The sequence below is a fragment of the Micromonospora lupini str. Lupac 08 genome (assembly GCF_000297395.2).
Taxonomy (GTDB): domain Bacteria; phylum Actinomycetota; class Actinomycetes; order Mycobacteriales; family Micromonosporaceae; genus Micromonospora; species Micromonospora lupini.
Genome location: NZ_HF570108.1, coordinates 4035162 through 4061435, shown reverse-complemented (window position 1 = coordinate 4061435; position 26274 = coordinate 4035162). Strand labels below are relative to the sequence as shown.

The following is a 26274-nucleotide window of genomic DNA, read 5'->3' as shown; positions in this document are numbered from 1 at the left end:
CACCGAGAACGTTACGGGATGTCGTCGACGCGTCGCGGTCCGAGACGCTCCATCGTGGACAGCGCGTCGACGAGCCCGGCCAGCAGCGCCGTTCGTTCGGGCATCCGGTCGAGGCAGACGTACTCGTCGGCGGCGTGCGCTCCACCGCCGACCGCGCCCAGGCCGTCAAGCGTCGGCACGCCGAGCGCTGCGGTGAAGTTGCCGTCGGAGGCGCCGGCGGCGTACGCGCCGGTCAGGCGTGGGATGCCCAGCCGGCGGGCGATCGACTGGGCCACCTCCAGCAGTGGCCGCGCCAGCTCCGCCGACATCGGGTAGCGGTTGATGCCACCGTGCACGGCGAGCGTCGCCTCGGGCAGGAACGGAACGAGCCCGCGGATGGCGTGGTCGACGCGTTCGAGCTCGTCCCTCGTCCAGGCCCGGACGTCCACGGCCAGGCTGGCGCGCTCGGGCACCGTGTTCGTCGTGGTGCCGGCGGACAGCACTGTCGGCGTGACCGAGGTGCCGTCGCTGTCGGCCGCGCCGAGCCTGCCCAGCGTGAGAACCTGGTGGGCGACCTCGACAGTGGCGTTGACCCCGCGCTGCGGCTCGACGCCGGCGTGGGCCGCCCGACCCGAGACGGTGACGCGGTAGACCGAGCCACCCTTGCGGGCCACCTTCAGCTGCCCGTCCGGGGTGGCCGCCTCGCAGACCAGTACCGCGCCCGAGCGTCGCGCCTCCCGTTCGATCAGGTCCCGCGACGTGCCGGACCCGGTCTCCTCGTCGCAGGTGAGCAGCACGCCGACGGTCGAGGTGTCCTCGACCAGGCCCAGGGCCGTGACCATCTGCACGATGCCGGCCTTCATGTCGCACACGCCGGGCCCGGTCGCCACGTCTCCACGCACGTCGAACGGCCGGGCCCGGATCGTGCCCACCGGGAAGACGGTGTCGAAGTGGCCGAGCAGCAGCACACGCTGGTCGGTGGCCGGCCACAGCAGGTGCGGCAGACCGTCGATCACGACCCGGTGGGTGGGCCGGCCGAGCACCTCCTGCCCCCAGTCGGCGAGCAGGTCGGCGCAGGATTCGAGCTGGGGCAGCGAACCCGGCGCCGACTCGCGGGAGACGAGTGTGCTCAGCCGGTCGACCATGTCGGCTCGGAGCCGCTGGGCGGCGTCGAGCAGAAAACGGGGACGGTCCATCGATCCCTCCAACCGCACGGCCGACGGGCTTCATCGGGCGTGCCAGTCGACGATCGCAGGGGGATCGGGGTGCGGTCACCCGTGGTTGTGCTCAGACCGCCGGCGCGCCGGCCGGGGACCCGTAGCCGAACTCGACGATCCGGTGCGCCATTCCGGCGTACGCCTCCTGGCCCTCGGGCGCGAAGGTGCCCAGGCCGTCGACGTACCTGTTGAACATGCAGAACGCTGCGGCGATCAGCACGGTGTCGTGGATCTCCAGGTCGGTGGCGCCCTCGGCGCGGGCGTCGGCGACCAGCTCGGTCGTGACGTTGCGGCCACTGATCTGCACCGCGCCGGCGATGCGCAGCAGCGCCCGCAGCTTGGCCGAGATCGGGGCGGTGTCGAGGTCCGCGCGTACCTGGTCGACGAGGCTCATGCCCTCGTCGAGCTGGGCGGCGGCGAACGCCGAGTGCGACGCGCAGCAGAAGGTGCACTCGTTGCGCCCGGAGACGTACGCGGCGATCAGCTCGCGCTCGCCGGCCGGAAGCGTGTGCGGGCCGCGCAGCAGCACCTCGGCCAGCTCGTTGAGCGGCTTCGCCGTCTCCGGGCGGTACCGCATCGGGCCGGTGACGCCGGGAAACTCCTTCTCGTCGATCCCGAGATCGATGTGCGCCATGATGATCCGCCCTCCAGCCGTTAACCGCGGCCCGACCGGGCCGCGCCTCTCGCGGCGGGCTGCCCGTGCGGGGCGGCGTGACAGTCGCCGCGCAGCCACGATCTCATCCCGTCCGCCGAGTGTCTTTCTCCATTCATGCTCTTTCCGGGGAGCCTGACGGGCCGTATCACAAACGGACCAGGTGTGGGCCGCTGTCCACAGGTTCATGCCTTGTCCACAGTGGGTTTCAAACCAGCAATGTCACGCAGCTTGGTGCGGCAGGGTCGGGCCCGTGGACCCGCGACTGCGTGCCCTGCTGGTCTCCGGCGGTGGAATCTGCACCTGGCAGGACGTGGTGCGAGTAGCACCTGACTGGACAGTCCAGGCTGCCTGTCGGGCGGGTCGGTTGGTGCGCCCGTTGCCCGGGGTCTACCTGGACGCCACCCTGATCGCCAGCACGGGTGCGGAGGGGCCGATTCTGGCCCGGGTCGAGCCCGAGTTGGCGCGCGGGGCAGCCCTCGCGTATGCCGACGGCCGTGGGGCGTTCAGTCGACTGACCGCGCTCGACATTTGGGGTCTACGCTGCCAGCCACCCAACGAGCCGGTGCACCTCGACCTGCCCGCCGGGTCGGGCCTGCGGGGTCGGCCGCATCTCGTGGTACGCCATCGCGCCGGCTTCGCCATTGGGCCGCCGCAGGTGGTGGTGCGGGGTGGGTTGCCGGTGACGCGGCTCGACCGGACCCTGGTGGACTGTTGGCCGCTGCTGCCGCCAGTTGACCGCCCCGGGCCCCTCATCAGGGCGGTCAACGACCGGCTCACCACGCCACAGCGACTCGTCGCCGCCCTCGCCGAGGTGCCACGGATCACCGATCGCGCCGCGCTGCGCGATCTGCTGGATCGGCTCGCCGCCGGTTGCCGCAGCCCGCTGGAGATCTGGGGCCACGATCGAGTCTTCACGGGCCCCGGTATGCCGGCGTTCACCCGACAGGTGCGGGTGCGGGTCGGTGCCCGAACCATCTATCTCGACATGTTCGCCGAGGTGGAGCGCGTCAACGTCGAACTGGACGGCGCCGGCACCCACGCCGATCCGGCCGAGCGCGAGATCGACCTTCGCCGCGACGCCCTACTGGCCACGATCGGGATTCTCGTCGTCCGCTTCACTCACCGCCGCCTCGTGGCGAACCCCGCCCAGATCCGGCAGGAAACCCTGGCAATCCTCGACAGTCGCCGCACTCACTCGTGATCACTTGATGCTGAACAGTTCTCCGGGGCCTCTGACAACTGCTCAGCATCAAGTGATCATGAGCGGGAGGAGTGCTACTCCGAGGCGCCGAAGGCCAGGGCTCCGCAGCCGATCACCAGGACGAGCACTGTCACCAGGACGATGCTCAGGATGGCGCCCGGGCGTTGGATCAGCGGCTTGCCCGGGTCCAGGGGCGCCGGCAGCGATGCCGCGACCCCCGGCGTGGGCTGGGGCGGGGCGAGCCGCAGGATGCGACGCAGCCGGAGGCGGTCGATGCCGAGGAAGATCGGAATGCCGATGATGCCGACGCCCCACCACGCGGCGAGCATGGTCTTGTTCGCGTGGTGACGGTACAGCGAGAGGCCGCAGTTGCGGCACATCCAGCCGCGTTGTGCGGAGACGACGTACAGGATCACGATGCTGGTCATCGACTGGAATGACACGTGGGCGGCGGGATGGCTGCCGCAGAACTGGCACTCCCCGTCGGCGGGCGGGCGGAGGGCGGGGGGCGGTACGGCCCCGGGCGTGGGCATCGTCGACATTGTGGGCTCCGAGAGGGCGACGGGTCAGTTGGCCGGTGCGGGGTAGCGGTCTCCGCCGTACTGGCGCAGGGCCGCCTCGACCTGGTCGCGCGACTGCTTGGTGCTCTTCAGGTCGGCGACGTGGTAGCCACGCAGCCCGGTCAGCTCGATGTCGGGCGACAGCGCCCGCTCGGTCTGGTCGGCGACCCAGACGGTCAGGATGCTCGGCTTCTCCAGCTTGCCGGCGTTGGGCTTCTTCTCGACCGCGACCCGGGTCACGTCCGACCAGGCGAAGTCCACTGTCGCCTCGCCCCTGGTCCAGTTGATGCCCTGCTCACCGATGCGGACGGCGAACGCCTGGCGGCTCTCCCGCACCGCGCCCAGGCCGCCGATCAGGGCGAGCAGAGCCATCACGTAGCCGACCCAGTTGCCGAAGGTGAACTCCCGGCCCATCGCCGACAGGATCTCCGGCGAGAACGCCAGGACCACCGCCAGCACGAGCAGCGCCGGGCCCTTGGCGTACGGCTTCCAGTTGCGTTCGAGTTCCATGGCGTACGTTCCTCCCCCGTGCCTTCCCGAGCGGAAGGACGGAAGGATGCTAGCCAGCTTTCCTCGTTTACGTGATCAAGATTTGGTAGCGCGGAGGTGAAGGAGTTCACCGATCCATCGCGCGGCCTCCCGCTGGGCGTCGAGCAGGTGCTGACGGGCGTCCGCCACCTCCTGGTCGGCGTCCGCGTCGAGGTGCTCGCCCAGGATCGTCGTCCACCGCCGGCTCAGCTCCTCGGCGTACGTGGCCCTGCGCAACTGCTCGTCGAACTGGTACTCCAGTTTCACCATCCGGTCGACGTGCGGCTGGAGCGCCGGCATGATCCGCTCGTCGAGCCGGACGGCGGCGTCGGGTCGGCAGGTGATGAGGACGTCGCCGCGCTGGTAGCGCCACTCCGGCTCGTCGGCGAGCGCCCGCTGCAACGCCACCTCCAGATCACCTGCCCGGTGCGGCGGCAGGTCCCGGGCGGCGTCGGCGGCGAGCCGGGTGAGCCGTTGGATCGCGTTCGGCTGGAAGTACTGCACGTACCAGCTCAACACCTCGGCGCGCAGGCTCGCCGGTGACGACCAGGCGAACGTGGCGCGGACGTAGAACGCGTACACGTAGCCCCGGGCGGGGACCGCGATCAGCCGGGGCGCGTCGCGCTGTTCGATGAGCGGCCCCGGCGGGGACGGGCCGGCCCCGGCCCCGACGGGCGCCTCGTCCTGGAGCGCGGCCACCAGCCGATCCCACGTCCGTGCCCACCACCGCCAACCGCGGACACTCACGTCCCGGGCGATGGTCAGCCCACGGACGCCCCGCCGACGCCACAGGTCCGCGGGCCTCGGCCTCTCCTCGGGAGCGTCCGTCATGGCACCCCTTCACGGTCACCGATCCGTCTGTCACGCTAACAACCGATGACCGATATGCCCGTAGCCGCGCCGATGGCCCCAGGTTGGGCCGGCGTCGGGCTGCTCCCGCTGCCCCCGCCCGGTGAGGGGCCGATCGTCCGCGGTTCACCGAGCATTGTGGAGCAGTTGGGCTGGCGAGGGCTGTCGCTGGCGGCCGGCAACGGCGAGACTGACTCCGATCCGCCAGCGACGCGGATCGATGGATCGGATGGTCTGGAGGCAGCCTGTGTCCACCCTCGTGTCCCCGCTGGCCACGCTCGGCGCGATCCGCCGGCGTACCACCACCCTCGCCCTGCTCCTCACCATGGTCGCCGCCGCGCTTGTCGGCCCGTCCGTGGTGGCCCCTCGCCTGACCGACTCCGCGTCGGCGGCGGTCTACGGCTCCTGCACCGTCAGCCGCTGCGCGGACGCGCGTACCGCCCGCTCCGGCTGGTCCGCCAAGGGCTTCCCGACCAGCCGCGGCTGGTACTCGTGGAGCGGCGGGCTGTCCAACTTCGCCGGCGGCCAGTTCTACAACTACGAGGGTCAACTGCCCACCAACGCCACCTACTACGAGTACGACGTGTATCCGCGTACCCAGGGCGCCGCCCGCGACGCGTACCGGATCGTGGTGAACCGCAGCACCGGGGCCACCTGGTTCTCGCCCAACCACTACACCGACTTCTACCGGCTCTGACCGACCCGGGCCGGCCGGCGGCGGTCGGCCGGCCCGCGTCGCCCCGGTCAGACGTTGCCCGGTCCGATGTCGCCCGGTCCGATCAGGAGGCACCTGATGGTCGATGAGAACGCGAGTCGCACACCCGACTGGCTGATCGTCCGCCGCGACGACGATCACGACGTGTCCGACGCGGTGGTGCTGGTCGGAGCGGCTACCCGGACCAGGGCCGGCCTGTTCGCCGCGCTGGCCACCGCGCTGGCCCTGCCGACGTACCTGGGGGACACCTGGGACGCCCTCTCCGACGTGCTCGCCGACCGGCTCGACGCCGGCCCGCTCACCCTGCTGATCACCGACGCCGGCCAGTTGCTCGTCGACGAGCCGACCGATCAGTACGCCCTGCTGCTCACCGTGCTCGGCGACCTCGCCACCAACGCCCCGCACCCGCTGCGCGTCACCCTCGACGAGGCCCCGCCCTCCTGACCGCTTCCCGGACCCGCCCTGCGCGGTAGGGGGACGACACATCACGCCTGGTGCCCGGCCGGGGGCACCGAATCGCTGTGTCGGTGCTCAGTTCCCGACAGTCCGGGCCGGCTCCGGGCGCGGTGACGGTGGTGGTGACGCTCGGGTGACGGCCCCTTCGCGATCCTCGTGCCCAGCCGGGCGGTGTGCCCCGGCGGGGGCAGCGGGGAGGCCGGTGCGGTGGACTTCGTCGATCAGGTGCTGGTGCGGTTGGCCGATCCGGGCACCCGCTCCGCCGTCTTCGACGACGCGTCGCTGGCCCACCTGGTCGAGGCCGCGTACGACACCGAGGCGATGCCTGTCGCGCCCCCGTACGCGGCGGTCTTCGACGAGCTGACCCTCGGCTTCGCCGCCGCGCCCGCGACGCTGGCCGAGGGGGAGTGGCTGGGTTCCGGCGGCACGACCCGTACCGAGCTGCGGGTGCGCCTGCACGGCCTCGGCGGGTCCGCGCTGCGCATCGACGCGCTCTGGCGGGGCAGCCTGGTGGTCCGCACGAGCCTCGCCCGGGACCGGGTCGAGGACCTCGACGTGGCGGTGCCGGCCTTCGACGTCGATCCGCAGATCATCGCCGACCTCGGCGCGTTGCCGACCGACCCGGCGCTGTTGGAGACCGAGCGTCGTACCCGACTGGTCGCCCGACTGCGGGCGGGCCTGCACCAGCCGGCCGCGTTCACCGACGCGCACCTGGACCGGCTGCTCGCGGGCGTCGGCGCCGCGAACGCGGGTGACCTGGTGGCGCGGATGCGCGGGCAGACCGCCGGCGCCACCGTGCGGCTGCGCTACGCGGACCCGCCGGCCGCGCCGCCCACGCCCCGTCCGCTGCCGTTCGCCGCCGCCGTGCTGATCCGCGACCGGGGCTTCTCCCTCGCCGACCTGCTCGTCGAGACGCGGCTGGTCCGGGCCCGCGCCGAGGAGTTGGGGCTGGAGACGCCCGCGCCCGACGACGTCCGGCGGCGGCACCGGGTGGTCGCCGTCTGGGTGGTCCCCGTCGAGACGTTCGACGACGACGGTTGGCCCGGCGGCGACGCCGGCACCGCCGGGCAGAAGCGGGCCGCCCGGTTCGCCCGAGCCGGCCAGTGGCTCGCCCGCAGTGGCATCGGCCTGGCTGCCCTGACGACCTGAGACTCCCGGCCGCTGGCAGCACCAGCGGCAGGCAGCCGCACAACGACCGCAGCAGCAACTTCGTCCGGGAGGACCCGTGGCACCGACAGCAGCATTCCCGTTCATCGAGGTCCGGATCGTGCCGCCACCGGCGCCGCTGGCCCAGCGCTCGCCGGGCGTCATCGCCGTGGTGGGCAAGGCGCCGTCCACTGCCGACGGTGGCTCCGCTCCGGCGAACACGCCGGTGCGGATCGAGACCCTCGACGACGCCGTCACCAACTTCGCCCGCCGGCAGGCCGGCAACGTGGTCCGCAACGCCCTCTACAACTCCCTGGAACTGGCGTTCCTGCAGGACCCGCGGCCGGCGAAGGTGTACGGGGTCAAGGTGGCCGGCGACGACTACGCCGCCGCGCTCGGCGGTCTGGAGGCCGCCGACGACGTGACGATGGTGTCGCTGGCCAACGAGTCGAGCGTCGGCAACCCGGCCGGAGCGGGGGCGCCCACCGGATTGCAGGCGCTCAAGGCGCACGTGGAGACGATGTCGGCAGCCGGCCAACGGCGGATCGGCTTCGCCATGGTCAACCCGGCGACCGAGAAGGTCCCCACCTACGTCGCGGACGTCACCGCCACGGCGAACCCACTCAAGAGCAGCACCAGCCGGATGGTGATGATCGCCGCCCGGGGAGCGGACGGCGACGCCGCCACCGCCGCGATGGCCGCCGTGGCCGGGCTGCCGGTGCACCACAGCATCGTGCTGAAGAAGATCCGTGGGGTGGCCATCCCGGTGGCCAAGCAGTACAGCCCGGCCGAGATCAAGGGCCTCTCCGAGGCCAACCTCACCCCGATCATCGACCCGACGCTGATCACCGGCGAGAGCCTGCACTTCGCCGACGGGCGGCTCTTCACCTCCGACGCGAGCCTGCTGCACGTCGACCTGGTCCGCACCCTCGACCAGATCGAGTTCATGCTCCGCGCCGGCCTCATCGGCCTGGTCGGCGACGCCCGCATCACCAAACCGGGCATGACCCTGCTCAAGACCCAGGTGGACGGCATCCTCGGCCCGCTCAAGCGGCAGGCCGTCATCGACGACTACCGCGTCGAGATCCCGGTGCTGGACATCCTCACCATCCCCGAGGTGGCCCGTACCGCCACCGACACCTCGATCGTCACCGCCGCCCGCGCCGACCGCACGGTCGACCTGGTCGTCACCGTCACGTACGGCCCGGCCGTGAGCCGCCTGCTGGTCACGCTCGTGGCCAAGTTCTGACCCGGAGGAACCAGACCATGGAGTGGAAGACCCGCCTCGCGGTGCAGTACACCAAGGGCACCGAGACGGTGTTGATCAGCCCGATCGACTCGTTCAGCCCGTCCTTCTCGCTAAACGTCGAGGCGCTGCACTCGTGCGAGGTGACCCACCTGGGCGCCATCCACGCGCCGGTGTCGATGAACTTCACGATGACGGTCAAGGCGATCGGGGACGTCGCCGGCCGGCTCACCAAGCTGGCCCTGGACGGCGAGCTGTTCGACATCGCGCTGCTGGAGCACACCGGCGACGACTGGTCGTTCTCGTCGTTCGTGTTGCGGGACTGCCTGATCACCAGCGCGACACCGACCACCGCCACCATCTCCGGCGCCCCGGCGGCGACCTTCAGCGGCTTCAGCCTGGCCGCCTCGGTCGACCCGAAGACCGGCGACCCGTCCGTCCTGCCGTGACCCCGACGATCGACCGGAGGTAGCAGATGGCGACCGGAGCGGGCCGCGCCGCCCGGGTCACCCGTACCGGGCTGGCCCTGGTGCACGCGGGTGAGCTGGTGCTGCCGGCGGCCGGCAGCGAGGCGCAGGCCGAGCAGGTGGCCGAGGACGATCGCGCCGTCATCGCGTACCACTTCCCGGTGGAGATCGAGGTGGTCGCGGCCGGCGGCGCCCTCGACGCCGACGCGCTCGCCGACCTCGCGCTGGCCCGCCTCGCCGAGCACCTGGACGGGCGGTTCTGACGGTGGCCATCTCGGTGCACGTGCCGGTGCGGATCCGGCTGGACGCCCGGTCGGTGACCGAGCGGCCGGCGGCCGTGACCGACGCGCTCGCCGCGGCCCTGGCCCGCGCCCTGGAACGCTCCCGGCAGGAGGTGGTCGCGCCGCGCGGCGGCTATCTGGAGGTACGCGCCGCGGCGCCGGACTTCCGGTGGACCGGCGCCGCCGCCGAGCGGGTGTCCCCGGACGACCGGCGGGCCTTCGAGGCCCGGCTGCGCCGGCGCGTCGACGAGGTGCTCGGCGCGGCGCGGCTGGACCCGGGGCTGCCCGCCGGGGTGGCCGCGCCGCTGAGCCGACCGGCGACCGAGCTGTTCGATCCGCAGCGGATGCGGCACCTGCTGGCCGTCTACCGGGTGCCGTCCTACGACGACGGTGGTGACGCGGCCGAGGTGCCGGTGGACGGCGACGAGCAGCCCGCCGTCACCTACCAGTGGCTGCTGCGCCCGGCCACCTACCTGGCGGGCCACTTCGCCGAGCTGGCCCGCGAGGCGGTACGCCAGCACGGTGGTCTGCCCTCGGGCGCCCCCCAGGGGATCATCGCCCGGGTGGTCGGCTCCGACGGACGCCAGGTTTGGGCGATCATGGTGACCACGACCCCGCTGTCGGTCCTCACGTTCGAGCGGTTCGGCGAGACGGTGTTCCGGGCCACGCCGCAGCCGCACTTCGAGGTGGAGGAGCGGGTGCCCAGCCCGCAGCCCGGGACGGTGCAGCGGCGGCCGGTAGCCGACCGGAACGCCCTGGTCGCCATGGTCGACGAGGAGCTGAGCGCCGACATCCGGCAGCGGCTGCGGACCGCCTCGCCGCGCGGTGAGACGACAAGCGCCGAGGAGTACCAGGCGCAGATCGAGCGGGCCGTCGACGCGGAGGTGACCCGGCGGGTCGAGGCGATCCTCGCCTCGGTGGGCGGGGCGACGCCTACCTGCCTGGTGGTGGTCAGCATCGGCGGGGTGTCCCTGCTGCTGGTCGGCACCGAGGAGACCGACGCCACGATGCACTGGACCGGCACGGCCAACCTGCTGCCGATCAGCGTCGAGCAGCACCCGGCCGCCCCGCCGGACCCGAACGCGCCACCCGGTGGCGGCACGGGCACGGGCACCGGCGCCGGGACGGGCACGGGCACCGGGTCCGGCAGCGGGCCGGGCGGCACCGGCACGGGCGACGGCACGGGCGACGGCACTGGCAACGGGACGGGCTCCAGCCCGGGTGGCGGCGTCGGTGACGGCAGCGGCAGCGGTCGGCGGGGCGGGTTCGTCTTCGATCCGAGCAGCCCGAGCGCGCCGGTCGGCGCCGAGGGCAGCCGGTTCCCCGTCGTCGGCGCGGGACACTCGGCGATGCCCGCGTGTGCGTCGTTCAACGGCGAACCGGAGCTGGCCGCGCTCGGTGCGGACGGCGACGAGCTGCGCCGGCTGATGGACGACATCGCGTTCCGGCTGCAGATGGGCGAGCCGTGCCGCTACCCGGCGAACTTCTGCCTCCAGGCCGCCGCCGTGCTGCGCGGCCGGGCCGCGGCCATCAGCCTGCTGGTCGGCGCTGCCGAGCGTGAGGCGTCCACTCGACCCGTACCCCAGGGCACCGGAGGGCTCGGCCCGCTGGACTTCCGGCCGGTCGCCTCGCCCGCCGTGCAGTTCCTTCGCCATTTGGCCGGCGTGGTGCCCCGCCTGGACCACCTCGCCCAGCTCGTCATGCGCCGCTACAGCCAGCCCGAGCACTTCGCCCGCGTCCAGGGTGGCTGGATCGACTCGTCCGCCTCCTGGAACCTGCACTTCGTCCAGGCGTTCAGCCCGGCCGTCAAGGCCGCGGTCGGGCACCTGTTCGTCGTCGGCAGCCAGGCCATGCTTGTGCAACTGCTGCTCAGCTCGCGCACCGGCATCGAGGCGCGGATCGCCCGCTTCGACCAGTACGCGCCGATCTTCGAGCGGTTGATCGTCTCCCAGCTCACCGACTACGCCGAGTTGCAGGGGCTGCGCGAGCGGCTGCGCCGTCACGAGGCGGCCCGGTGGACTGCCGCGCACACCGACGCCGGCGGTGGTGTCCTCGCCACGGTGAGCGTGGCCAACCCGTCCACCGCCTGGTACGGGGCAGCCCGCGCCATCTCCAGCGCGTTCCTCGCCACCGAGGCCGCCCTGACCAGCCCCGGCGCGGCCGGCGAGATCGTCGAACGCGACGGCGCCACGCGGATCCGCGACTCCCACGCGGTGCTGTGGACCCTCGCCGAGATCGAGCAGGCGCTCGTCATCCAGCGCGGCGAGGCCGAGGGGATCGACCCGCTGGTCAAGCAGATCACCGACGTGCCCGACGTGCTGGCCCGCTTCGCCGGTGACCGGTCGGCGATCCGTGACGAGCTGTGGCGGGTGCTGCAGGACATGCGGCGTAACAACACCGAGATGCTGGGCCGCGCCCGCACCGACGCGCGGTTCGCCTTCCGGTCCAGCCGGATCAGCGAGCACATCCCGTCGGCGACCATCCCCGGTGGACGGTTCGCGTTGCAGGGCATCCACCTGGTCACCCACCAGCAGCTCGGCGAGTTCTTCGGCGGCAACCTCTACTACGCCACAGGAGTCGACGAGCTGTTCGGCACCGAGCTGGGCCGGGAGGCGCTGAGCGCGTTCGCCATCATGGTGGGGATCATCGCGTTGTCGCTGCTCTGCCCGCCGCTGGGCTTCGTGGTCGGGGTGGCCGTCGCCGCCGTCGACGTGGCGCACGCCCACCAGCGCGAGCGCCTCTACTCCTCCATGCTCGACCCGGAGCTGGTGCTCACCCGCACCGAGGTCGAGGTCGAGCTGTTCGCCGCGTACCTCGGGCTGGCCCTGTCGCTGATCCCGGAGGTGGGCACCATCGGCGGCGCGGCCGTGCGCGGCGGCCGGGTCGCGCTGCGCTTCGGCGTCCGCGCGGGGCTGCGCGCCGCCCGGGGGTACGTGGTACGCCGGGTCACCCGGCAGATCGTCGAGGCCGCCTCCCGCGACCTGCTCCAGGGGTTCCTCACCGAGATCCTGCTCAACGAGGTGCTGGAACGGGTCGTGCAGAAGCTGATGGAACCGGTGCTCGCGTACGTCGAGCGGGAGGCGATGCTCAGCGGCGCGGTCGGCGGCCCGGAGGGCGCCCGGTTCATCCTCATGGTGCTCGACTCGCCGCACGCCGCCGCGTCCGGCCCGCGCGTGCCGGTGGTGCGACAGTGACCGGGCCGCGCCGGTTCCGCGCCGGCCGGTTCCTCGACGCCGCCGCCGTGCACGCCGCCGCCGACGCGAACCCCCGGCTGCGCCAGTTCATGCGGACGGTGGCCGCGCACAGCGAGGCCGGCGAGGTGCGCTCCCGCCGCCTGCTGGAACACCTCATCCGCCGTATCGTCGACGACGTCGGTGACCTGCACCTGGGCAACGCGCTCAACCGGCTGGAACGCATCGCCGTGCTGCGGGACAACATCGCCGCGATCCTCGACCACGTGCTGGAGGGCGGCACCCTCCCCGACGGGGTGCGGGTGGCGACCCTCGGCGAGTACTTCGACCAGCTCAACACCGAGATGCGCGAGCTGAGCCGACCCCGCGACGGCATCGTGGGGGACGCGCCGCTGCGGCTGGCCGACGACTCCGCCGCGTACGCCGACTCGCTGCTGCGCGAGTTCGACGGCGGCGGCGCGGCCGGTCGGCACGCCGAGCCGGCCGCGATCGTCGGCGACGCGTTCCGGGCCATGCCTGCGGACCGGCAGGCCGCGCTGCGCCGCGCCGCCGAGCTGGAACCGGCCGCGCTGTGGCGTGCGGTGGCGGCCGAGAGTGAGGGCGGCAAGCGGGCCGCCGTCGCCGACCTGGAGACCCGCCTCGGCGGCCGGCTCAGCTCCGACGAAGTGGCCCGGTTGCGCACCGCCGTCGACGACCTCGGTCGGGCCCGCTCGCGCGGTCTGCAGATGAGCGACGCCCGTCTCGCCGAGGCACTGGCCCGCATCGGTGACCCGGAGCTGCGGGCCGTGGTGGCCGGCGGCGACGTCTGGCTCACCCAGCAGCTTGCCGTGCACAACCCGGAGGCCCTGGCGACCCTGTGGCGACGCTTCCGGGACCGGGGCGGCCGTGCCGACGACGGCCCCGGCTTCCGCGCCTACCTGCGCCACGACATGGTCACCTACGGCCGGGGCGTCCTCGGCGAGTACAGCGCGGCGTTCTCGCTGAGCAGCATCGAGCTGTTCCTCAAGGGCCCGGACGCCAACGTCAAGGTCGCCGGCACCGACCTGGTCGGCATCGGCCACGACGGGTGGGTGTGGCTGATCGACGACAAGTCGCACCGGTCGAGCAGCGTCGGCGGGGTCAGCGCGCTCACCGACAACCTCGTGGTCAACCTACGCCGCGACGCCGCCGACTTCCGCGACGCCCTCGCCCGGCTGGGCCGCGACGACCCCGGCTTCACGCCCGACCCGCGCATCCTCGACGCGATCTCCCGGATGGAGGACGCCGCCGCCGAGATCGACCGGATCAACAGGCGCGGCTCGGCGTCCACCAGGCCCGCGCGGATCAGCGCGGCCCTTCAGGAGCGGCGGTTGCGGCTGCGGGTGACAAGCGCGGCGGGCGAGGTCCGTGAGATCACCCAGGCGCTGCGCGACTTGGGCCTGGCCGTCCAACCCACCGGCACGCCGGTGCCGCTGCCACCCGTCGGAGGGCGTTGAGCATGGCCATCACCAGCAGCTTCATGCGGTACGGCACGGTGCCGTCGGCGATCATCAGCGACGGGGTGCTGCCGATCCCGCTCTGGGCGGTCACCGCCATCTCCCTCGCGCAGACGTACCACCTGCCGCCGATCGGCTCGACGGCGCACAAGGCCATCGTGGCCACCCACGACGACACCATCACGCTGACCGGGGTGCTGGTCGGCGCGGAACGCTACGCCTGGAAGTTCGCCCTGGAGACCATGGCCGAGGCCAGCAAGCGCGGCACCGCCCTCGCGGCGTACTCCGGGGGGAAGTTCGGCGGGCTGATCCTCGTCACGTCGATGACCATCCGCACCGACATGCAGGTGCAGTCGCTGACCTTCAACGCCTCGGCCGCCCGCCGCGACGTCCTGGACACCACCGTCACCCTCGTCCACGTGCCCCGTCCCAGCCTGCTCGGCAAGCTGCTCGACGTGGCCAGCATCGGAGTCGGCGCGCTCGCCGACGGGTTGGGCAACTGATGCCACCGTTCCCGATCGACCGCTACCTGCTGCCGGAGACGCCCATCGAGGCGCCTGCCGGGTTCACCGAGGTCCGGCAGAGCCTCACCGCCGGCCTGCCGCACCGCGTCGAGCTGGGCGCCGGCGTGCACGCGGTGCTGATCCTGCCCACCGGGCTGGCCCGGCAGTGGCTGCACACCGACCCCCTCGCCGTGGTCAGCACCTCCGCCGACGACCTGACGCCCCGACCCGCGCCGCCCGCCACGCCCCGGACGCCGGCCCTGGTCGGCCGGGTGCCACTGCGCCTGGTCGTCCGCCAGGGCACCCGGATCCTCGGCTCGGTGCCGCTCGCCGCGGGCCTGCGCCGGGTCTGCCCCGACGCCGGTCCGGCAGCCGCCACCGGTCCCACCCCCGTCGCCGTCGAGGTGGTCGTGCTCGCCTGGCTGCTGCACGCCGGGACGGTACGCGGCTCCGGCGACTACGGCTCCACGCTGACGCTGGCGTGGCGGCCCGCCGACCGCGCGGTCGACGCCTTCGGGCCGCCGCCGATCAACGAGTTCGTCTGGCGTCGCCGCCCGCCCGCGCAGCGCGTCGAATCCGAGCTGGGCCCCGGCAGGCTGCGCTACCGCTACCTGCTCGACAAGAAGATGCGGAGGGTGCTGCGGTGACGCTCACGCCGTTCCAGACCGGCCAGGTGCGCCAGGGCGCGGTCGGCAACGACGCCGGCTGGACCCTGACGTTTCACCGGGAGACCCCGACCGGGCTCAGCCCGGACGTCGCGCTCACCCTGTCCAGCGCCGACTACTACGCGGCAATCGACGCCGCGCTGCCCGACGGGCTGGGCCCCGGCGCGTACACGATCACCGTGCAGGGCCTGATCGACGAGCACTTCGCCGCGCTGCGCACCGCCGAGGGGCAGCCGCCGCTGGTGGCGAAACTCCACCTGTACTGGCGCGACGCCAACACCTCCGTCGGCGCGTTCTTCACCAACCTGGTCGGCGTCAACGCCGGCCCGACCCCGGCCGAGCTGACCCAGGCGCTCGTCGCCGTGCTGCGGGTGACAAAGGTGCGTCGGCTCACCGGCGAGCGGACGTACGACACCGAACTGACCCTCGTCGAGCAGGCGTACGCCCGGCTCGGGCAGCGCATCGCCGAACGGTTCGAGGCGACCACCTTCACGGCCGCGATCCGGGCCATCGGCGAGCGGACCCGGGTCGACGTGACCGGGTGGGGCGCCAACCCGGACGGCACGATGACCCGAGGCGCCACCGAGGCGGCCGGCGACGAGCGGGTCGCCTTCGGGGCCGGGCTGCTCTACCGTGCCGCCCTGGAGCGCATCGGCGGCGCGGTGCAGCAGTCGCTCAACGCGTACGGGCGGGGGATGCTGCTGATCCGCGACGGCACCGTGCACGTCGGGAAACGGCCGATCCCGTACCCGGAGGGGGAGCCGAAGCCGCTCACCCTCGCCACCGGCCTGCTGGAGTGCACCGAGAACGGCACCCAGGACACCGACCCGTACGCGGCCACCGAGGCCGGCGGCACCGCCGCGCCGCGCCGTCGGGCGTGGACGCTCACCCTCAAGGGCCGCCCCGACCTGAAGCCCGGCGACCTGGTGCGCTTCGATCCGCCGGCGGTGGACGAGGCCACCACGCTGGGCAGTGTCGGCGCGGCGCTGCTCGGCTCGTTCGCGGCCCCGTTCGCCCCGTCGACGGGGGAGTTGGGCGCGGGGGCGAAGCTGCTCTACCTCAGCGCCGCCCGGCACACCCTGTCGCGTACCGCCGGGTTCGTGACCGTCGTGCAGGGCGTCGAGGTCACCTCGGGCGCCCAGGCGTGGGACACCTGGAGCGACGCGTCCGGTGTGGCCGCCGCCGAGCCGGCCGGCCCGGCGTCCTCGCCCGGAGTGGCCGCCGCCGAGGCGGTCCGCCGGGCGGCCCGCGCGGCCCGGGGCGAGACGCGTGGCCTGGAGATCGGCGAGGTCCGCGCGGCGGCCGACCAACGCCAGCGGCGCGGTCGAGCCGCCGGCCCAGACCGAGACGGTGTGGGAGGGCCTGCTCCGCCCGGACGGCCGGCCCAACGCCGCCCGCCGCCTGCCGGTACGCCGGGAGCAGCCCGCGCCGCTACCCGGGGTGACCTACCTGACCCCGTTCGCGTGGGGCGGCTGCGGGCTCATCCTGCCCCGCTATCCGGGAACACGGGTGGCGCTCGCCTACCGCAACGGCGCTCCCGACGACCCCGTGGAGGTGGGCGCGCTCTGGCCCACCGGGCACGCCCCGGTGTCTCAGCCGGGGGACTGGTGGCTGTCCCTGCCGGTCGGGGTGGCCAGCAACAGCCGCTCGTCGATCGGTGACACAGTGGTGCCCGCCGACCACGACGGCAAGGTGGCGCACGACCTGACCGACGGGGACGGCAACCGGGTCATCGAGCTGGGTGAGCTGACCGTGCGGGTGGGCCGCGCCCAACTCCAGGGGCGCGGCCAGCGCCCGGCCCGCGCCGACGAGGCTGACAGCATCACCATCGAGCACGCCGCCGGCGGATCGTCGATCGTCATGAAGCAGGACGGCTCGATCATCATCACCGGCACCCGGATCGACCTGGACGCGGGCAACGGCGCGGTGAACATCAGCGGCGGCACCGTCAACATCGCCGCCGACGACGTCGACGTCCAGGTCGACAACGCGATGAACGTCCACTGAGGAGATCGGAATGGCCTTCGTGCTCACCACGTCGAGCGACGTGCACTGCCCGAGTCAGGGCACTGTCACCCCGGCCGGGCAGGCGAAGCTTGTCGTGGCCGGCGCCCAGGTGACACGCCTCGACGGCATCACCGGCAAGTCGGTGACCGGGTGCGCGATCACCGACAGCAGCTCCACCGTGCAGTGCAAGAAGGTGGTGTCGGCGACAGGCGCCGCCCAGAAGCTGCACGTCGGCGGGGTCGGGGTGGCGCTGGCCACCCTCAGCGGCGCCACCGACGGCAGCACCCCCGGCCTTTCGGCCACCGCCGGGCAGACCACGCTGAAGGCGGTCTGAGGTGGACCGGACCGAGCGGGAACGGCAGGCCGCCCAGCGCCGCTACCTCGGCTGGGGCCTCGCCTTCGAACCCACCATGCCCGGCGTGGACCTGGCCCGCGACATCGTCTTCGACGACGGCCCCAACGGCCGGGCGTTGGCCCTCGTCGAAGGCACCGGCAACGTGGCCCAGAGCCTCGCGGTGGCGCTGACCACGCTGCGCGGCTCGAACGTCTTCGACGCCACCTTCGGCTTCGACGGGCTCAACGCCCTCGCCGAGCAGATCGAGCCGAACCTGATCCGCGAACAGGTGCGCATCGGCATCATCACGCTGCTCGACCGCGACCCCCGCGTCCGCAAGATCGTCGACGTCAACCTCGACGACGGCCGGCTCGGCGCGGGTCGTGCCGACGACGCGGTGGCCGCCGCGCTGCGCTCCTCCCGCACCCTCCAGGTGCAGGTCCAGTTCGAAACCATCACCGACGACCGGCTCTCGGTGCGTCTCGGGGAGCTGCCCAGTGTCTGATCCCACCCTCCCGGCCGAGCTGGCCGACGTCCTCGCCGTCGACGCTGCCGCGCTACGCGCCACCGGCTCGACAGGCTTCGGCATCGTCGAGACCGGATTCGTGCCGAAGTCCTTCGCCCGGTTGCTCGCCGAGAAGCTGGCCACCGCCCGGCTGCTCTTCGGCGAGGACGTCGACCTGACCAGCGGCGCGGTGCTGCGCAAGGTCCTGGAACTGGCCGCGCTGGAGGACGCGCGACTGTGGGCGGCGCTCGGCGCGGTCTACGACAACTCGTTCGTGGTGTCGGCGACCGCCGACGCGCTGACCCGCCTGGGCGAGGAGCTGGGCATCGCCCGGCCGTACCTGCCGGCGCGGGGGACCGTGAAGCTGAAGTTGAAGGCCGCGCTGCCCAGCGGCCACAGCCCGCTCACGCTGCCCCGGGGCGCCCGGCTGTCCACACCCGGCGGGCACCACGTCGCCCTGGACGAGACGGTGGTGCTCTCCGCCGCCGTCGGCGAGCGCGAACCGGCCGTCGCCGCGTTCTATCCCGGCCCGGCGCACAACCTCGACCCCACCCAGCCTCAGCAGAAGATCGACAGGTGGAACCGGGCCGACACCCTGCTGACCGACCTGGACGACGCCGAGCAGGCCGCCGGCGCCGAGCTGGTGGAGATCACCCACACCGTCGCGCTGACCGGGGGCGAGCAGCAGGTCTCCGACGCCCGCTACCGACAGCTCCTGCTGGCCGCGCCCCGCTCGATCTGGACGGCCGAGGCGATCGGCCTGGCCGTGGCCACCGTGCCCGGCGTACGTCAGGTGCAGGTCTTCGACGGCAGGGGCGGGCTGGACCTCAACCAGTCCATCTTCGGCAACTTCAACTTCATCGAGCGGGTCTTCAGCACCGAACGCGACCTGGGCAACCCGTACTACGTCACGGTGCTCGTCGCGCCTACCGCCGCCGCCATCTGGGACGGCCCGGACGGGCTGCACGCCTCCGTCGAGTCGGTCATCGAGGACCTGCGCCCGGTGGGCATCTTCGCCTCGGTGGACCGGGCCGACGAGGTGGGCATCGGCGTCGAGGCGGACCTGGTGATCCGGGGCCTGCCGCTGCCCACCGGCTCCAAGGAGACGGTGAACGCGTCCACCGCCGCCACCGAGCTGCGCGCCCGCCTGCACGCCCGGCTGCGCCGCTACGTCGACGAGCTGCCCTTCGGTGAGCCGGTCCGCGCCGCCGAGGTGATCTGGACGCTGATGAACGAGCCGGGCGTCGCCGACGTACGCGGGCTGCGGCTCGTGCGCTTCCCGGCCGACTCGGCGGTGGTGGTGACCGGCAGCGCGCCCACCGGCGACGGGGTGCAGCGGCTGCCGGTCGGGGACAACGCGGTGCTCGCCGCGAACCAGGTGCCCGTCTACGTCGACCGGGACGATCCCCGGCCGTTCCGGATCGTCTGAGCGGGGGGACGCGATGACCGACATCCGGGTGCCCGTGGACGGCGCCGACCCGTCCGTCGAACGCAACCTCGTCGACCAGTTGGAGGGCCCGTACCCGGGGACCGTCCGCCGGGTCGTGGTGCCGCTCGCCGCCACCGGCGTCGCCGCGGTGGACTGGACCAGCCGGCACCCGCTGCTCACCGTCGTGCTGCGCCGCGACCTGGTCGAGGAGACCGTCCGGGTGAGCGTCACGGTCGACCCGGGCGGCGCGGGCGAGCGGGTGCTGCCGCCGGTGGTGTTCGCGCCCTGGTCCGCCGCGGGCGCGTCGGTGCCGGCGTACGCGCCGGACACCGCCGACGAGCCGCTTGTCGCGCCGTTCTCCGTAGGCGTGACGGCCGAGCGTGGCGTCGACGGGGCGGCCGCCACGGCGGTCACCGGCACGGCGCTCACCGCCCTGGTCGAGCTGGCCGTGGTCGAGGGCAACCTGGGCCGGCTGCTCTACCTGGTGTCGTACGAGAAGCACCGGCTGCGCCGCGCGGCGCGGGAGGTGCACGCGTACCGGACCCTCGCGCACGCCCGACGCGACGCGCTGGACCGGATCGGCGCGGACGTCGGGGTGGCCCGGTTCGTCGACGAGCTGGTGCACGAGCCGGCGAGCGGCGACGTGTACGCGCGGCGGCTCGCCCCGCCGGCCCGCGAGCCGGACGCGGCGTACGCCAAGCGGTTGGGGCTCTACCGACGGTTCCTGCTGCCCACCCCGGGTGCGGTACGCCGGCTGCTCAACGGTCCCGGCGCGGACACCGACCCGAACGCGGGGCTCTTCGCCGACCTGCCCGGCGGCGCCCGGTTCACTGTGCGCGAGGACGACGACCGGTTCGCGGTGGCGATCCGGCTGGTCGCCGCCGGTGACCCGCAGCACCGCACCAACTTCCTCGCCCAACTGCGCCGCGACCGCCTGGTGCTGCCCGCCAACACCCCGCCGAACAACACCACGCACGCCGGCCGGGCGCTGCCGTCCGGCCGGCTGGCCGAGATCACCGCGCTGCGCGCCAGCCTGCGCCAGTCGTACGCCTTCGACAGCGCGCACGCCGTCGCGCCGCCGCTGGCCACCGCCCTGGACCGGGCCGGGCGGGTCTGCCGGGCGCTCGGCTCGACGCTTGTGTGGCAGGTGACTCGGGCCCAGGACGACGCCGGCGGCAGCCGCTACGAGCTGGGTCTCGGCGTGGACGTCAGCCTTCCGACCCCCGCGCAGGCCACCGACCTGCGCAACCGGGTGCTGGACACCGGCCGGACGGTCACCGCCGACCGGACCGCCGAGGCCCTGATCGCCGCCGCCCGCGCCGCCGGTCTGCCCACGGTGGCCGCCGACGGCGAGGCTGTCTGGCTGTGGCGGGTGTGCGGCGTGCAGACCACCCACCGGGTCAGCACCACCAGGATGTACCTGTCGCACCTGCCCACCCGTGGGTTGGCGGTGACCGCGCCGAGCGCCGCCACGGTCGGCGCCGACGCGGCCGTCGAGGCGCAGTTCCACGCGCCGGGCGACCCGGGTGGCAACGCGCTGCTGCTGGCCGGCCTGGCCGCCGCCGCGACGGCCTGGACGGGCGCGGGGGAGCCGGCGTGGACGCCGCTTACCGACGCGGCGGCCCGGACCCGGTGGGCCGGCGTACCGACCCGGCCGGCCGGGCAGCCTGTCGACCAGGTGCTCGCCGCCGCCGGCCTGCCCGCGGTACGCGACCCGGCGCCCGTGGTGGCCGCGCTGAACCGGCTCCCCGACGAGCTGGTGGAGACCATCGAGCTGCCGGCGGCGCTGGCGTCCGCGCTGATCGCCGGGCAGCCCGCCGCCGCCGACCGGCTGGCCCGCCTGGTCGGCCTGCTGCGCGACCAGCATCTCGCCGCCGCGCTGCCGCTCGTCGACACCGGCAACCGGGTGCTGCTGGTGTGCAGCGTGATCGGACTGCCCCAGGCCGGGCTCAACCTGGCCGAGCGGCGGACCACCGGCTTCCGCTGGTACACCGTGGGGCTCGGCGGTGGCACCGCGGACATCAAGGCGGTCGGCGCGCGGACCACGCTGCGGCCCACCCACGCCGGCCTGGTCGCCGTGGTGGCGCTGTCCTACGTGCGGACCGGCCGGACCGACCCGTACGAGTTCCGGGTGGAGCTGCCCGATTCGGTGGCGTTGACCCTGGCCCAGTACGAGCGGCTGATGAACACGTTGACGAGGGTCTGCCCGCTCGGCGTGGAGATCAACACCTTCGGCATCCGGCGGGACCACGTCGACCTCGACGCCGACGGCGACGCCGAGCCGCTGCGCCCGGCGGTGGCCCGCACCTTCCGCACCTTCCAGCAGCGCCGGCACCGCGGCGTGTACGACCAGCTCTGAGAGGGACACCATCATGGCGAGCGAGATCAACTACGACGGGGTGACCGTCACCGAGCTGTACGAGGCGTTCACCAAACACGGCATCCCGCAGTCGGACGCCAGCGTGCTGGTCTCCTCCTGGATCTACGAGAACGTGGGCACCGCGAAGCGGGTGTTCAACTACGCCGAGCCGTTTTCGGCGGTGGAGCCGGGCTGCGCGCCGCCGCCGTTCGCCCGTACCTTCGCGCACAGCGACTGGGTCGACGGCGAGGACGTCGTACAGGCCGGGCAGACCCCCGGCGAACAGGGCTTCAACGAACGGTTCCACCGCATCGAGCACGACCTCGACCACCTCGGCACCGACCTGGCCAAGGCGTTCTCCTGCATGGCCGCGATGCGGGTGAGCCTGCGCCACCTGCTCGACGAGATCCGCGCCGAGATCAACAGGCTGCACTCCACAGTGCACGAGACAAAGGTCAGCCCCGGCCCGTACCAGCTCGAGCAGATCCCCAACTACATCGGCACGCTTGACTTCGGCAGGTACATGGGCACCACGATGTTCATGGACAAGAAGGTGAGCATCTGGCAGACCAAGGCCGGCACGATAGTGCTGCCCGCCGTCGAGACCCTGGGCGTGGACGTGGTCGCCGGCCCGAAGGTCCGGGGCGCCGCCTACCTGGAGCGGTACGCCGCCGAGAACGGCGACGTCCGGCAGCGCTTCCCGCAGGAGGTGAGGTTGACCGAGTTCATCCGTACCTTCGGCGAGGACGAGCTGGCCGACGGCCGGACCGTCCGCGACGTGCTCAAGGTGCTGCCGGCCGAGACCTCCTACCAGAGTGTGGACGCGATGTTCGCCGAGGTCAGCGAGCGGGAGGCGGTGATCGTCCGCACCACCGTCGGCGCCCAGTCGGCGGTCGCCGCGGCGCTCGGCATCGAGTCCGAGTTGGAGAACGTCGCCGACGCCGACATCGCGATGCTCGCCGGGGTGCCGACGAAGGCCCGCGCGGCGCTGACCCGCGCCGGGATCAGCACGCTCGGCAAGCTGGCCGACACGCCGCCCGAGCGGGTGCTCGGCATCATGAAGGACGCGGGGGTACGCGCCGAGGTCGGCGACGCCGCCGAGTGGACCGGCTACGCCCGGACGCTGAGCAAGCTGCGCTGAACGGTCGGCGCGGACTCCGGCGAACGGCTGATCCCCGTCGTTCGCCGGGTCGGTGTGACGACACTTCGCTGGCGTGCCGACCGTCCACACCCGAGCGTGGACCCCCACACCGGCGATCGGGTGCGAAGGGCGCAGGGATGCCAGTTCACGAGGTGACGCAGGACCTCCGCTCCGGGGCGTACGAGGCCGGCGCGGGGCGGACGACCCGGTACACGCTGCGTCTGCTCGGCGGCTTCGGGCTGGAACGCGACGGCCGGTCCGTCCCGGTGCCGCAGGGCGCCCGCCGGCTGCTCGCCTACCTCGGCGTACGCCAGCGGTGCGCCCGCTGGGAGGCGGCCGGCACTCTCTGGCCCGGATCGCATGAGGAACGGGCCCGCGCCAACCTGCGCACCATGCTCTGGCGGCTGCACCGGGTCACGCCCGAGCCCCTCGTCGAGGAGGACGACCGGCTGGCCCTGGCCGCCGGTGTGACAAGCGACGTCGCCACTCTCGGCGCGGCGTCGGCGGCGCTGCTGGCCGGCGGGGTGCCGGCGGGCGTCGGCGCCGGGGTGCCCGCGCTGGCCACCGGTGAGCTGCTGCCCGGCTGGTACGAGGACTGGGTGCTGACCGAGCGGGAGCGGCTGCGCCAGACCCAGCTGTACGCGCTGGAGGCGTTCGCCGAACGGCTCACCGCGCAGGGTCGGTTCAGCGAGGCGGTGCAGGTGGCGTTGACCGCCGTGCAGTTGGAGCCGCTGCGGGAGAGCGCCACCCGCGTGCTGATCGCCGTGCACCTGGCCGAACGCAACATCAACGAGGCCGTACGCCGGCTGGAGTTGTTCCGCGCCGACCTGGGTCGGGAGCTGGGTGTGGCCCCGACGCCCTGGCTGGAGCACCTGGTCCGCGCGGGCCTGCACGCACCGGCGTTCGCGCCGGGAGTCGGTGGCGGTGTGCCGGTGTGATCCGCCGCGCGTCCGTCGACCGCGCTCGGCGGGTCAGCGCGAGTGGGCCGGCCGGTCGAGGATGGCGCTGAACCGCTCCTCGGCCAGGTCGAGCTGGCCGAAGATGTGCGCCTTGACCTTCGGCGACAGCGGAGTGTCCGGACGACCGATCAGATCCCGGAAGAGCGGCACCAGCGGCCGGTACTTCGTGGCCGACGAGACGACCTTTGGCCCGACGGTGTGGATCACCCCGACGCCGTTGTCGGTGAAGTCCGACACCTTGATCACCCGGGCCCAGGGTTCCCGGTCCAGGCTGACCGCCAGGTGCTCGCGGTACTGGACGTTGCGGTCGCGCTGCGGGTCGTACACCGGATTGGTGACGGCGGCGACCAGGGTGGCCACCCGCGGCCCGAACCGCGCGGCGAGCGCGGCCAGCGCAGCCCCGGTCGGGTCGCTGCCGCCGTTGGGCAACTCGGCCAGCTCGGCCGGGTGGTCCTCCACCGCGTCGTGCAGCAGGCCGGCGACGATCACGTCGACGTCGCGGACCTGGTAGTGGTGCATCAGCCGGATGGCCACCCGCAGCAGGTGGTTGAGGTAGGGCTCGCGGACCCGCCGGTCGTCGCGGTGCAGCTCGGCGGCCAGGTCGAGCGCGGCGGTCAGGCGGGCGCGTTCGGCGTCGTCGAAGCGCTCGACCTCCAGCCGGAAGCGCTCCAGCAGGCCCGGTTCGCCGTGGATCTCGGTGATCGCGTGCATCGGCATGCTGCCCAGGTGCGGCGGGAAGTCCATGCGTCACTTATAGCCGATCTTCCCCCCATCGATGGCCCCCTACGTCGCCGACCCGACCACGCGTTCCCGTGGTGATCGACTCGGCCGCCTGATGTCGGGGTGTCCGGAGCGCTCGGACAGCGCGGAATCAAGGAAACGGAGTCGATCACCGCGGGCAGCCCCTCGGCGGCGCAGCCGGGCGGTCAGAGCGGCAGCCGATCGGCGCCGGCGAGCGGGCCCACCAGGAGCGGGACCAGCGGCGCGGGTAGGACCGGGTCGCGGCGCAGGGTGGGCACCCAGCCGGCGTCGGCGCCCAGGTCGGGATCGTGGGTCGCGTTGTACGCCGCCAGCAGGTCGACCGGCCGGGCCGGGCCGCCGCCCCGGCGCACCCACGAGCCCCGCTCGGTGAGCGCCGTGCCGCCCCAGTCGTAGAGCAGATCGGCCGGCTCGACGCCGGCGTCGAGGGCGAAGAAGTTGTTCTGCGCGTAGATCGCCGACTGCACACCGACGCCGAGGGCGTACTGGAAGCCGTCGCCGCCGAGCCGGTACAGGTTGTTGTGCACGTCCACCTGGCCGAAACGCACCCGGGGCAGCCGTTGCAGGACGCCGTCGAAGAGATTGTGGTGCAGGGTGACCTTCAGCCGGCCCACGTCCGGGCCGACGGTGTTGGACGAACCGATGAGCATCAGCTTGTCCCGTCCCGTGAAGCGGTTCCAGGAGGCGGTGACGCCGCTCGCGGTGTGCGTGACGTCCAACGACCCGTCGTGCACCTGGTACGGCCGCCCGAACCAGGTCGGTTGCGCGCTGTCCGGGTTGTCGCCGTCGGTGAACGTGTTGTGGTCGACCCAGACGTGCTCGCTGCGGCGTACCGAGATCTGGTCGTACTGGCTGTTCCAGTTGCCCGCGTCGCCGTCGGTGGGGGACCACGCGGGGAAGCAGTCCCGGGCGTCCACGAAGGTCAGGTTGCGCACGATGACGTTCGACGCCCGGTCGATCATCAGGGTGAGGCCGGTCAGCCGCGCGCCGCGCAGCCCGATGACAGTGGTGTTGGCGCCGACGTTGATCTGCGTCTGACGGGTCTGGTTGGCCACCGAACGCACCCGGGCCTCCTCCAGCGGCCCGGCCGGCGGCATCCAACCCCAGACCGCCGGGTCGTACGCGGCCAGGTAGTCGTCCAGCCGGTACGCCGGGTCGGCCAGGTCGGCGCAGCTCAGCGCGGTGCCGTCCGGCCCCTCGAAGCCGTCGATGACGCCGTCGACGTAGATCAGTTTCGGAGTGGCGTCGGTGGCGTTGCGGGCGTTGTCGCCGCCGAGCGCGGCGACCAGCCCGGCGCGGTCGTGCACCACACGCGTCCGCTCGGGCGTCGCCGCCGAACCGCCTGTGGTGCCGACACCCTCGGCCGCCCAGCCGTCCCGCTCGGGCAGCGCCTGCCGGCCGAGCTGACGGGCCGACCAGGACAGCCCGTCGGCGGAGACGACGTCGGAGCGGGAAGCGGCGGCCGGTGCGCCGACCAGCAGGAGGGCAAGCGCCATCGCGCCCACGAGGGGTGTACGCATTGATTGTTTCCATTCGCTGGTGATGGTTCGGCATCCACCAGGAACGGTAGGTTCACGCTTTTATCCCGGTCAATATTTATTGTTTGCAGGAATGTTGCAGTGGCGCTGGCGCACGGGTGGCGGCTAC

Annotated in this window: 26 protein-coding genes; 19 read left to right on the top strand and 7 right to left on the bottom strand. The window is 73.1% G+C overall.

Going from position 1 to position 26274, the window contains the following annotated elements; all coding sequences use genetic code 11:
* Positions 1 to 11 precede the first annotated feature (11 nt).
* Together MILUP08_RS19785 and MILUP08_RS19780 are read right to left on the bottom strand one after the other, a co-directional pair.
* On the bottom strand, positions 12 to 1175 hold the full coding sequence (locus tag MILUP08_RS19785; protein ID WP_007460842.1) for a M20/M25/M40 family metallo-hydrolase: 1164 nt from the start codon (positions 1173 to 1175) through the stop codon (positions 12 to 14).
* A gap of 91 nt (positions 1176 to 1266) precedes the next feature.
* Entirely contained in the window at positions 1267 to 1830 is a 564-nt protein-coding gene (locus tag MILUP08_RS19780; protein WP_007460840.1) for a carboxymuconolactone decarboxylase family protein, read from the bottom strand.
* A gap of 271 nt (positions 1831 to 2101) precedes the next feature.
* Between MILUP08_RS19780 and MILUP08_RS19775 the strand changes: the two genes are divergently transcribed.
* Positions 2102 to 3052, top strand: coding sequence for a DUF559 domain-containing protein (locus tag MILUP08_RS19775; RefSeq protein ID WP_007460838.1), 951 nt, complete (start codon positions 2102 to 2104; stop codon positions 3050 to 3052).
* 74 nt (positions 3053 to 3126) lie between these two features.
* On the opposite strand, the gene MILUP08_RS19770 is transcribed toward MILUP08_RS19775, so the two are convergent.
* From MILUP08_RS19770 to MILUP08_RS36000, 3 genes are all read right to left on the bottom strand, one after another.
* Entirely contained in the window at positions 3127 to 3585 is a 459-nt protein-coding gene (locus tag MILUP08_RS19770; RefSeq protein WP_144056972.1) for a hypothetical protein, read from the bottom strand.
* A gap of 33 nt (positions 3586 to 3618) precedes the next feature.
* On the bottom strand, positions 3619 to 4122 hold the full coding sequence (locus tag MILUP08_RS19765) for a hypothetical protein (protein WP_007460834.1): 504 nt from the start codon (positions 4120 to 4122) through the stop codon (positions 3619 to 3621).
* A 75-nt stretch (positions 4123 to 4197) separates the two neighbouring features.
* A complete protein-coding gene (locus MILUP08_RS36000; protein WP_007460833.1) occupies positions 4198 to 4971 on the bottom strand; it encodes a hypothetical protein in 774 nt (257 codons plus the stop codon).
* 343 nt (positions 4972 to 5314) lie between these two features.
* On the opposite strand from MILUP08_RS36000, the gene MILUP08_RS19755 reads away from it, so the two are divergent.
* The 18 genes from MILUP08_RS19755 (at position 5315) to MILUP08_RS19670 (ending at position 23847) form a co-directional block, all read left to right on the top strand.
* Positions 5315 to 5686, top strand: coding sequence for a ribonuclease domain-containing protein (locus MILUP08_RS19755; RefSeq protein ID WP_420329274.1), 372 nt, complete (start codon positions 5315 to 5317; stop codon positions 5684 to 5686).
* Between the two features lie 96 nt (positions 5687 to 5782).
* Positions 5783 to 6148 carry a barstar family protein gene (locus MILUP08_RS19750; protein ID WP_007460830.1) on the top strand — a complete coding sequence of 122 codons (366 nt, stop codon included), beginning with the start codon at positions 5783 to 5785 and terminating at the stop codon, positions 6146 to 6148.
* A 219-nt stretch (positions 6149 to 6367) separates the two neighbouring features.
* Positions 6368 to 7309: a hypothetical protein gene (locus MILUP08_RS19745; protein ID WP_007460828.1), complete on the top strand. Its 942-nt coding sequence runs from the start codon at positions 6368 to 6370 to the stop codon at positions 7307 to 7309.
* A 76-nt stretch (positions 7310 to 7385) separates the two neighbouring features.
* Entirely contained in the window at positions 7386 to 8555 is a 1170-nt protein-coding gene (locus MILUP08_RS19740; RefSeq protein ID WP_007460826.1) for a hypothetical protein, read from the top strand.
* A 17-nt stretch (positions 8556 to 8572) separates the two neighbouring features.
* On the top strand, positions 8573 to 9001 hold the full coding sequence (locus MILUP08_RS19735) for a hypothetical protein (protein WP_007460824.1): 429 nt from the start codon (positions 8573 to 8575) through the stop codon (positions 8999 to 9001).
* Between the two features lie 26 nt (positions 9002 to 9027).
* On the top strand, positions 9028 to 9282 hold the full coding sequence (locus tag MILUP08_RS19730; RefSeq protein WP_007460822.1) for a hypothetical protein: 255 nt from the start codon (positions 9028 to 9030) through the stop codon (positions 9280 to 9282).
* 2 nt (positions 9283 to 9284) lie between these two features.
* Positions 9285 to 12494 carry a hypothetical protein gene (locus MILUP08_RS35995; RefSeq protein ID WP_007460821.1) on the top strand — a complete coding sequence of 1070 codons (3210 nt, stop codon included), beginning with the start codon at positions 9285 to 9287 and terminating at the stop codon, positions 12492 to 12494.
* The gene (locus MILUP08_RS19720) at positions 12491 to 13966 is read left to right on the top strand and encodes a hypothetical protein (RefSeq protein ID WP_007460819.1); all 1476 of its coding nucleotides are present in this window, start codon (positions 12491 to 12493) and stop codon (positions 13964 to 13966) included. The genes MILUP08_RS35995 and MILUP08_RS19720 overlap by 4 nt, the downstream gene beginning before the upstream one ends.
* 2 nt (positions 13967 to 13968) lie before the next feature.
* Entirely contained in the window at positions 13969 to 14469 is a 501-nt protein-coding gene (locus MILUP08_RS19715; RefSeq protein ID WP_007460817.1) for a hypothetical protein, read from the top strand.
* A complete protein-coding gene (locus MILUP08_RS19710) occupies positions 14469 to 15116 on the top strand; it encodes a hypothetical protein (protein ID WP_007460815.1) in 648 nt (215 codons plus the stop codon). Before MILUP08_RS19715 ends, MILUP08_RS19710 begins: the two co-directional genes overlap by 1 nt.
* Positions 15113 to 16795: a hypothetical protein gene (locus MILUP08_RS19705; protein WP_007460813.1), complete on the top strand. Its 1683-nt coding sequence runs from the start codon at positions 15113 to 15115 to the stop codon at positions 16793 to 16795. Before MILUP08_RS19710 ends, MILUP08_RS19705 begins: the two co-directional genes overlap by 4 nt.
* The gene (locus tag MILUP08_RS35990; protein ID WP_167626057.1) at positions 16722 to 17141 is read left to right on the top strand and encodes a hypothetical protein; all 420 of its coding nucleotides are present in this window, start codon (positions 16722 to 16724) and stop codon (positions 17139 to 17141) included. The genes MILUP08_RS19705 and MILUP08_RS35990 overlap by 74 nt, the downstream gene beginning before the upstream one ends.
* A gap of 10 nt (positions 17142 to 17151) precedes the next feature.
* Positions 17152 to 17475, top strand: coding sequence for a hypothetical protein (locus MILUP08_RS19695; protein WP_007460809.1), 324 nt, complete (start codon positions 17152 to 17154; stop codon positions 17473 to 17475).
* A 1-nt stretch (position 17476) separates the two neighbouring features.
* Positions 17477 to 17980: a GPW/gp25 family protein gene (locus tag MILUP08_RS35985; RefSeq protein ID WP_007460807.1), complete on the top strand. Its 504-nt coding sequence runs from the start codon at positions 17477 to 17479 to the stop codon at positions 17978 to 17980.
* Complete coding sequence (locus MILUP08_RS19685) at positions 17973 to 19409, top strand: baseplate J/gp47 family protein (protein WP_007460805.1); 1437 nt, start codon at positions 17973 to 17975, stop codon at positions 19407 to 19409. The genes MILUP08_RS35985 and MILUP08_RS19685 overlap by 8 nt, the downstream gene beginning before the upstream one ends.
* 13 nt (positions 19410 to 19422) lie before the next feature.
* Positions 19423 to 21768: a hypothetical protein gene (locus MILUP08_RS19680; protein ID WP_007460804.1), complete on the top strand. Its 2346-nt coding sequence runs from the start codon at positions 19423 to 19425 to the stop codon at positions 21766 to 21768.
* Between the two features lie 13 nt (positions 21769 to 21781).
* Complete coding sequence (locus MILUP08_RS19675; protein ID WP_007460803.1) at positions 21782 to 22909, top strand: hypothetical protein; 1128 nt, start codon at positions 21782 to 21784, stop codon at positions 22907 to 22909.
* Positions 22910 to 23046: 137 nt separating this feature from the next.
* A complete protein-coding gene (locus MILUP08_RS19670; RefSeq protein ID WP_007460802.1) occupies positions 23047 to 23847 on the top strand; it encodes an AfsR/SARP family transcriptional regulator in 801 nt (266 codons plus the stop codon).
* Positions 23848 to 23880: 33 nt separating this feature from the next.
* On the opposite strand, the gene MILUP08_RS19665 is transcribed toward MILUP08_RS19670, so the two are convergent.
* Together MILUP08_RS19665 and MILUP08_RS19660 are read right to left on the bottom strand one after the other, a co-directional pair.
* On the bottom strand, positions 23881 to 24612 hold the full coding sequence (locus MILUP08_RS19665) for an HD domain-containing protein (RefSeq protein WP_007460801.1): 732 nt from the start codon (positions 24610 to 24612) through the stop codon (positions 23881 to 23883).
* Between the two features lie 182 nt (positions 24613 to 24794).
* Positions 24795 to 26147 (bottom strand): pectate lyase family protein, encoded by a 1353-nt coding sequence (locus MILUP08_RS19660; RefSeq protein ID WP_007460800.1) that lies wholly within the window; start codon positions 26145 to 26147, stop codon positions 24795 to 24797.
* Positions 26148 to 26274 lie beyond the last annotated feature (127 nt).

What these genes read in the sequence shown, in the direction of transcription:
- MILUP08_RS19735 (WP_007460824.1), top strand. Translation starts at nt 8,573, where the DNA reads ATGGAGTGGAAGACCCGCCTCGCGGTGCAGTACACCAAGGGCACCGAG.
- MILUP08_RS19750 (WP_007460830.1), top strand. Translation starts at nt 5,783, where the DNA reads ATGGTCGATGAGAACGCGAGTCGCACACCCGACTGGCTGATCGTCCGC.
- MILUP08_RS19675 (WP_007460803.1), top strand. Translation starts at nt 21,782, where the DNA reads ATGGCGAGCGAGATCAACTACGACGGGGTGACCGTCACCGAGCTGTAC.
- MILUP08_RS19785 (WP_007460842.1), bottom strand. Translation starts at nt 1,175, where the DNA reads ATGGACCGTCCCCGTTTTCTGCTCGACGCCGCCCAGCGGCTCCGAGCC.
- MILUP08_RS19665 (WP_007460801.1), bottom strand. Translation starts at nt 24,612, where the DNA reads ATGGACTTCCCGCCGCACCTGGGCAGCATGCCGATGCACGCGATCACC.
- MILUP08_RS36000 (WP_007460833.1), bottom strand. Translation starts at nt 4,971, where the DNA reads ATGACGGACGCTCCCGAGGAGAGGCCGAGGCCCGCGGACCTGTGGCGT.
- MILUP08_RS19730 (WP_007460822.1), top strand. Translation starts at nt 9,028, where the DNA reads ATGGCGACCGGAGCGGGCCGCGCCGCCCGGGTCACCCGTACCGGGCTG.
- MILUP08_RS19670 (WP_007460802.1), top strand. Translation starts at nt 23,047, where the DNA reads ATGCCAGTTCACGAGGTGACGCAGGACCTCCGCTCCGGGGCGTACGAG.
- MILUP08_RS19770 (WP_144056972.1), bottom strand. Translation starts at nt 3,585, where the DNA reads ATGCCCACGCCCGGGGCCGTACCGCCCCCCGCCCTCCGCCCGCCCGCC.
- MILUP08_RS19660 (WP_007460800.1), bottom strand. Translation starts at nt 26,147, where the DNA reads ATGCGTACACCCCTCGTGGGCGCGATGGCGCTTGCCCTCCTGCTGGTC.
- MILUP08_RS19765 (WP_007460834.1), bottom strand. Translation starts at nt 4,122, where the DNA reads ATGGAACTCGAACGCAACTGGAAGCCGTACGCCAAGGGCCCGGCGCTG.
- MILUP08_RS19695 (WP_007460809.1), top strand. Translation starts at nt 17,152, where the DNA reads ATGGCCTTCGTGCTCACCACGTCGAGCGACGTGCACTGCCCGAGTCAG.
- MILUP08_RS19755 (WP_420329274.1), top strand. Translation starts at nt 5,315, where the DNA reads ATGGTCGCCGCCGCGCTTGTCGGCCCGTCCGTGGTGGCCCCTCGCCTG.
- MILUP08_RS19680 (WP_007460804.1), top strand. Translation starts at nt 19,423, where the DNA reads ATGACCGACATCCGGGTGCCCGTGGACGGCGCCGACCCGTCCGTCGAA.
- MILUP08_RS19710 (WP_007460815.1), top strand. Translation starts at nt 14,469, where the DNA reads ATGCCACCGTTCCCGATCGACCGCTACCTGCTGCCGGAGACGCCCATC.
- MILUP08_RS19715 (WP_007460817.1), top strand. Translation starts at nt 13,969, where the DNA reads ATGGCCATCACCAGCAGCTTCATGCGGTACGGCACGGTGCCGTCGGCG.
- MILUP08_RS19780 (WP_007460840.1), bottom strand. Translation starts at nt 1,830, where the DNA reads ATGGCGCACATCGATCTCGGGATCGACGAGAAGGAGTTTCCCGGCGTC.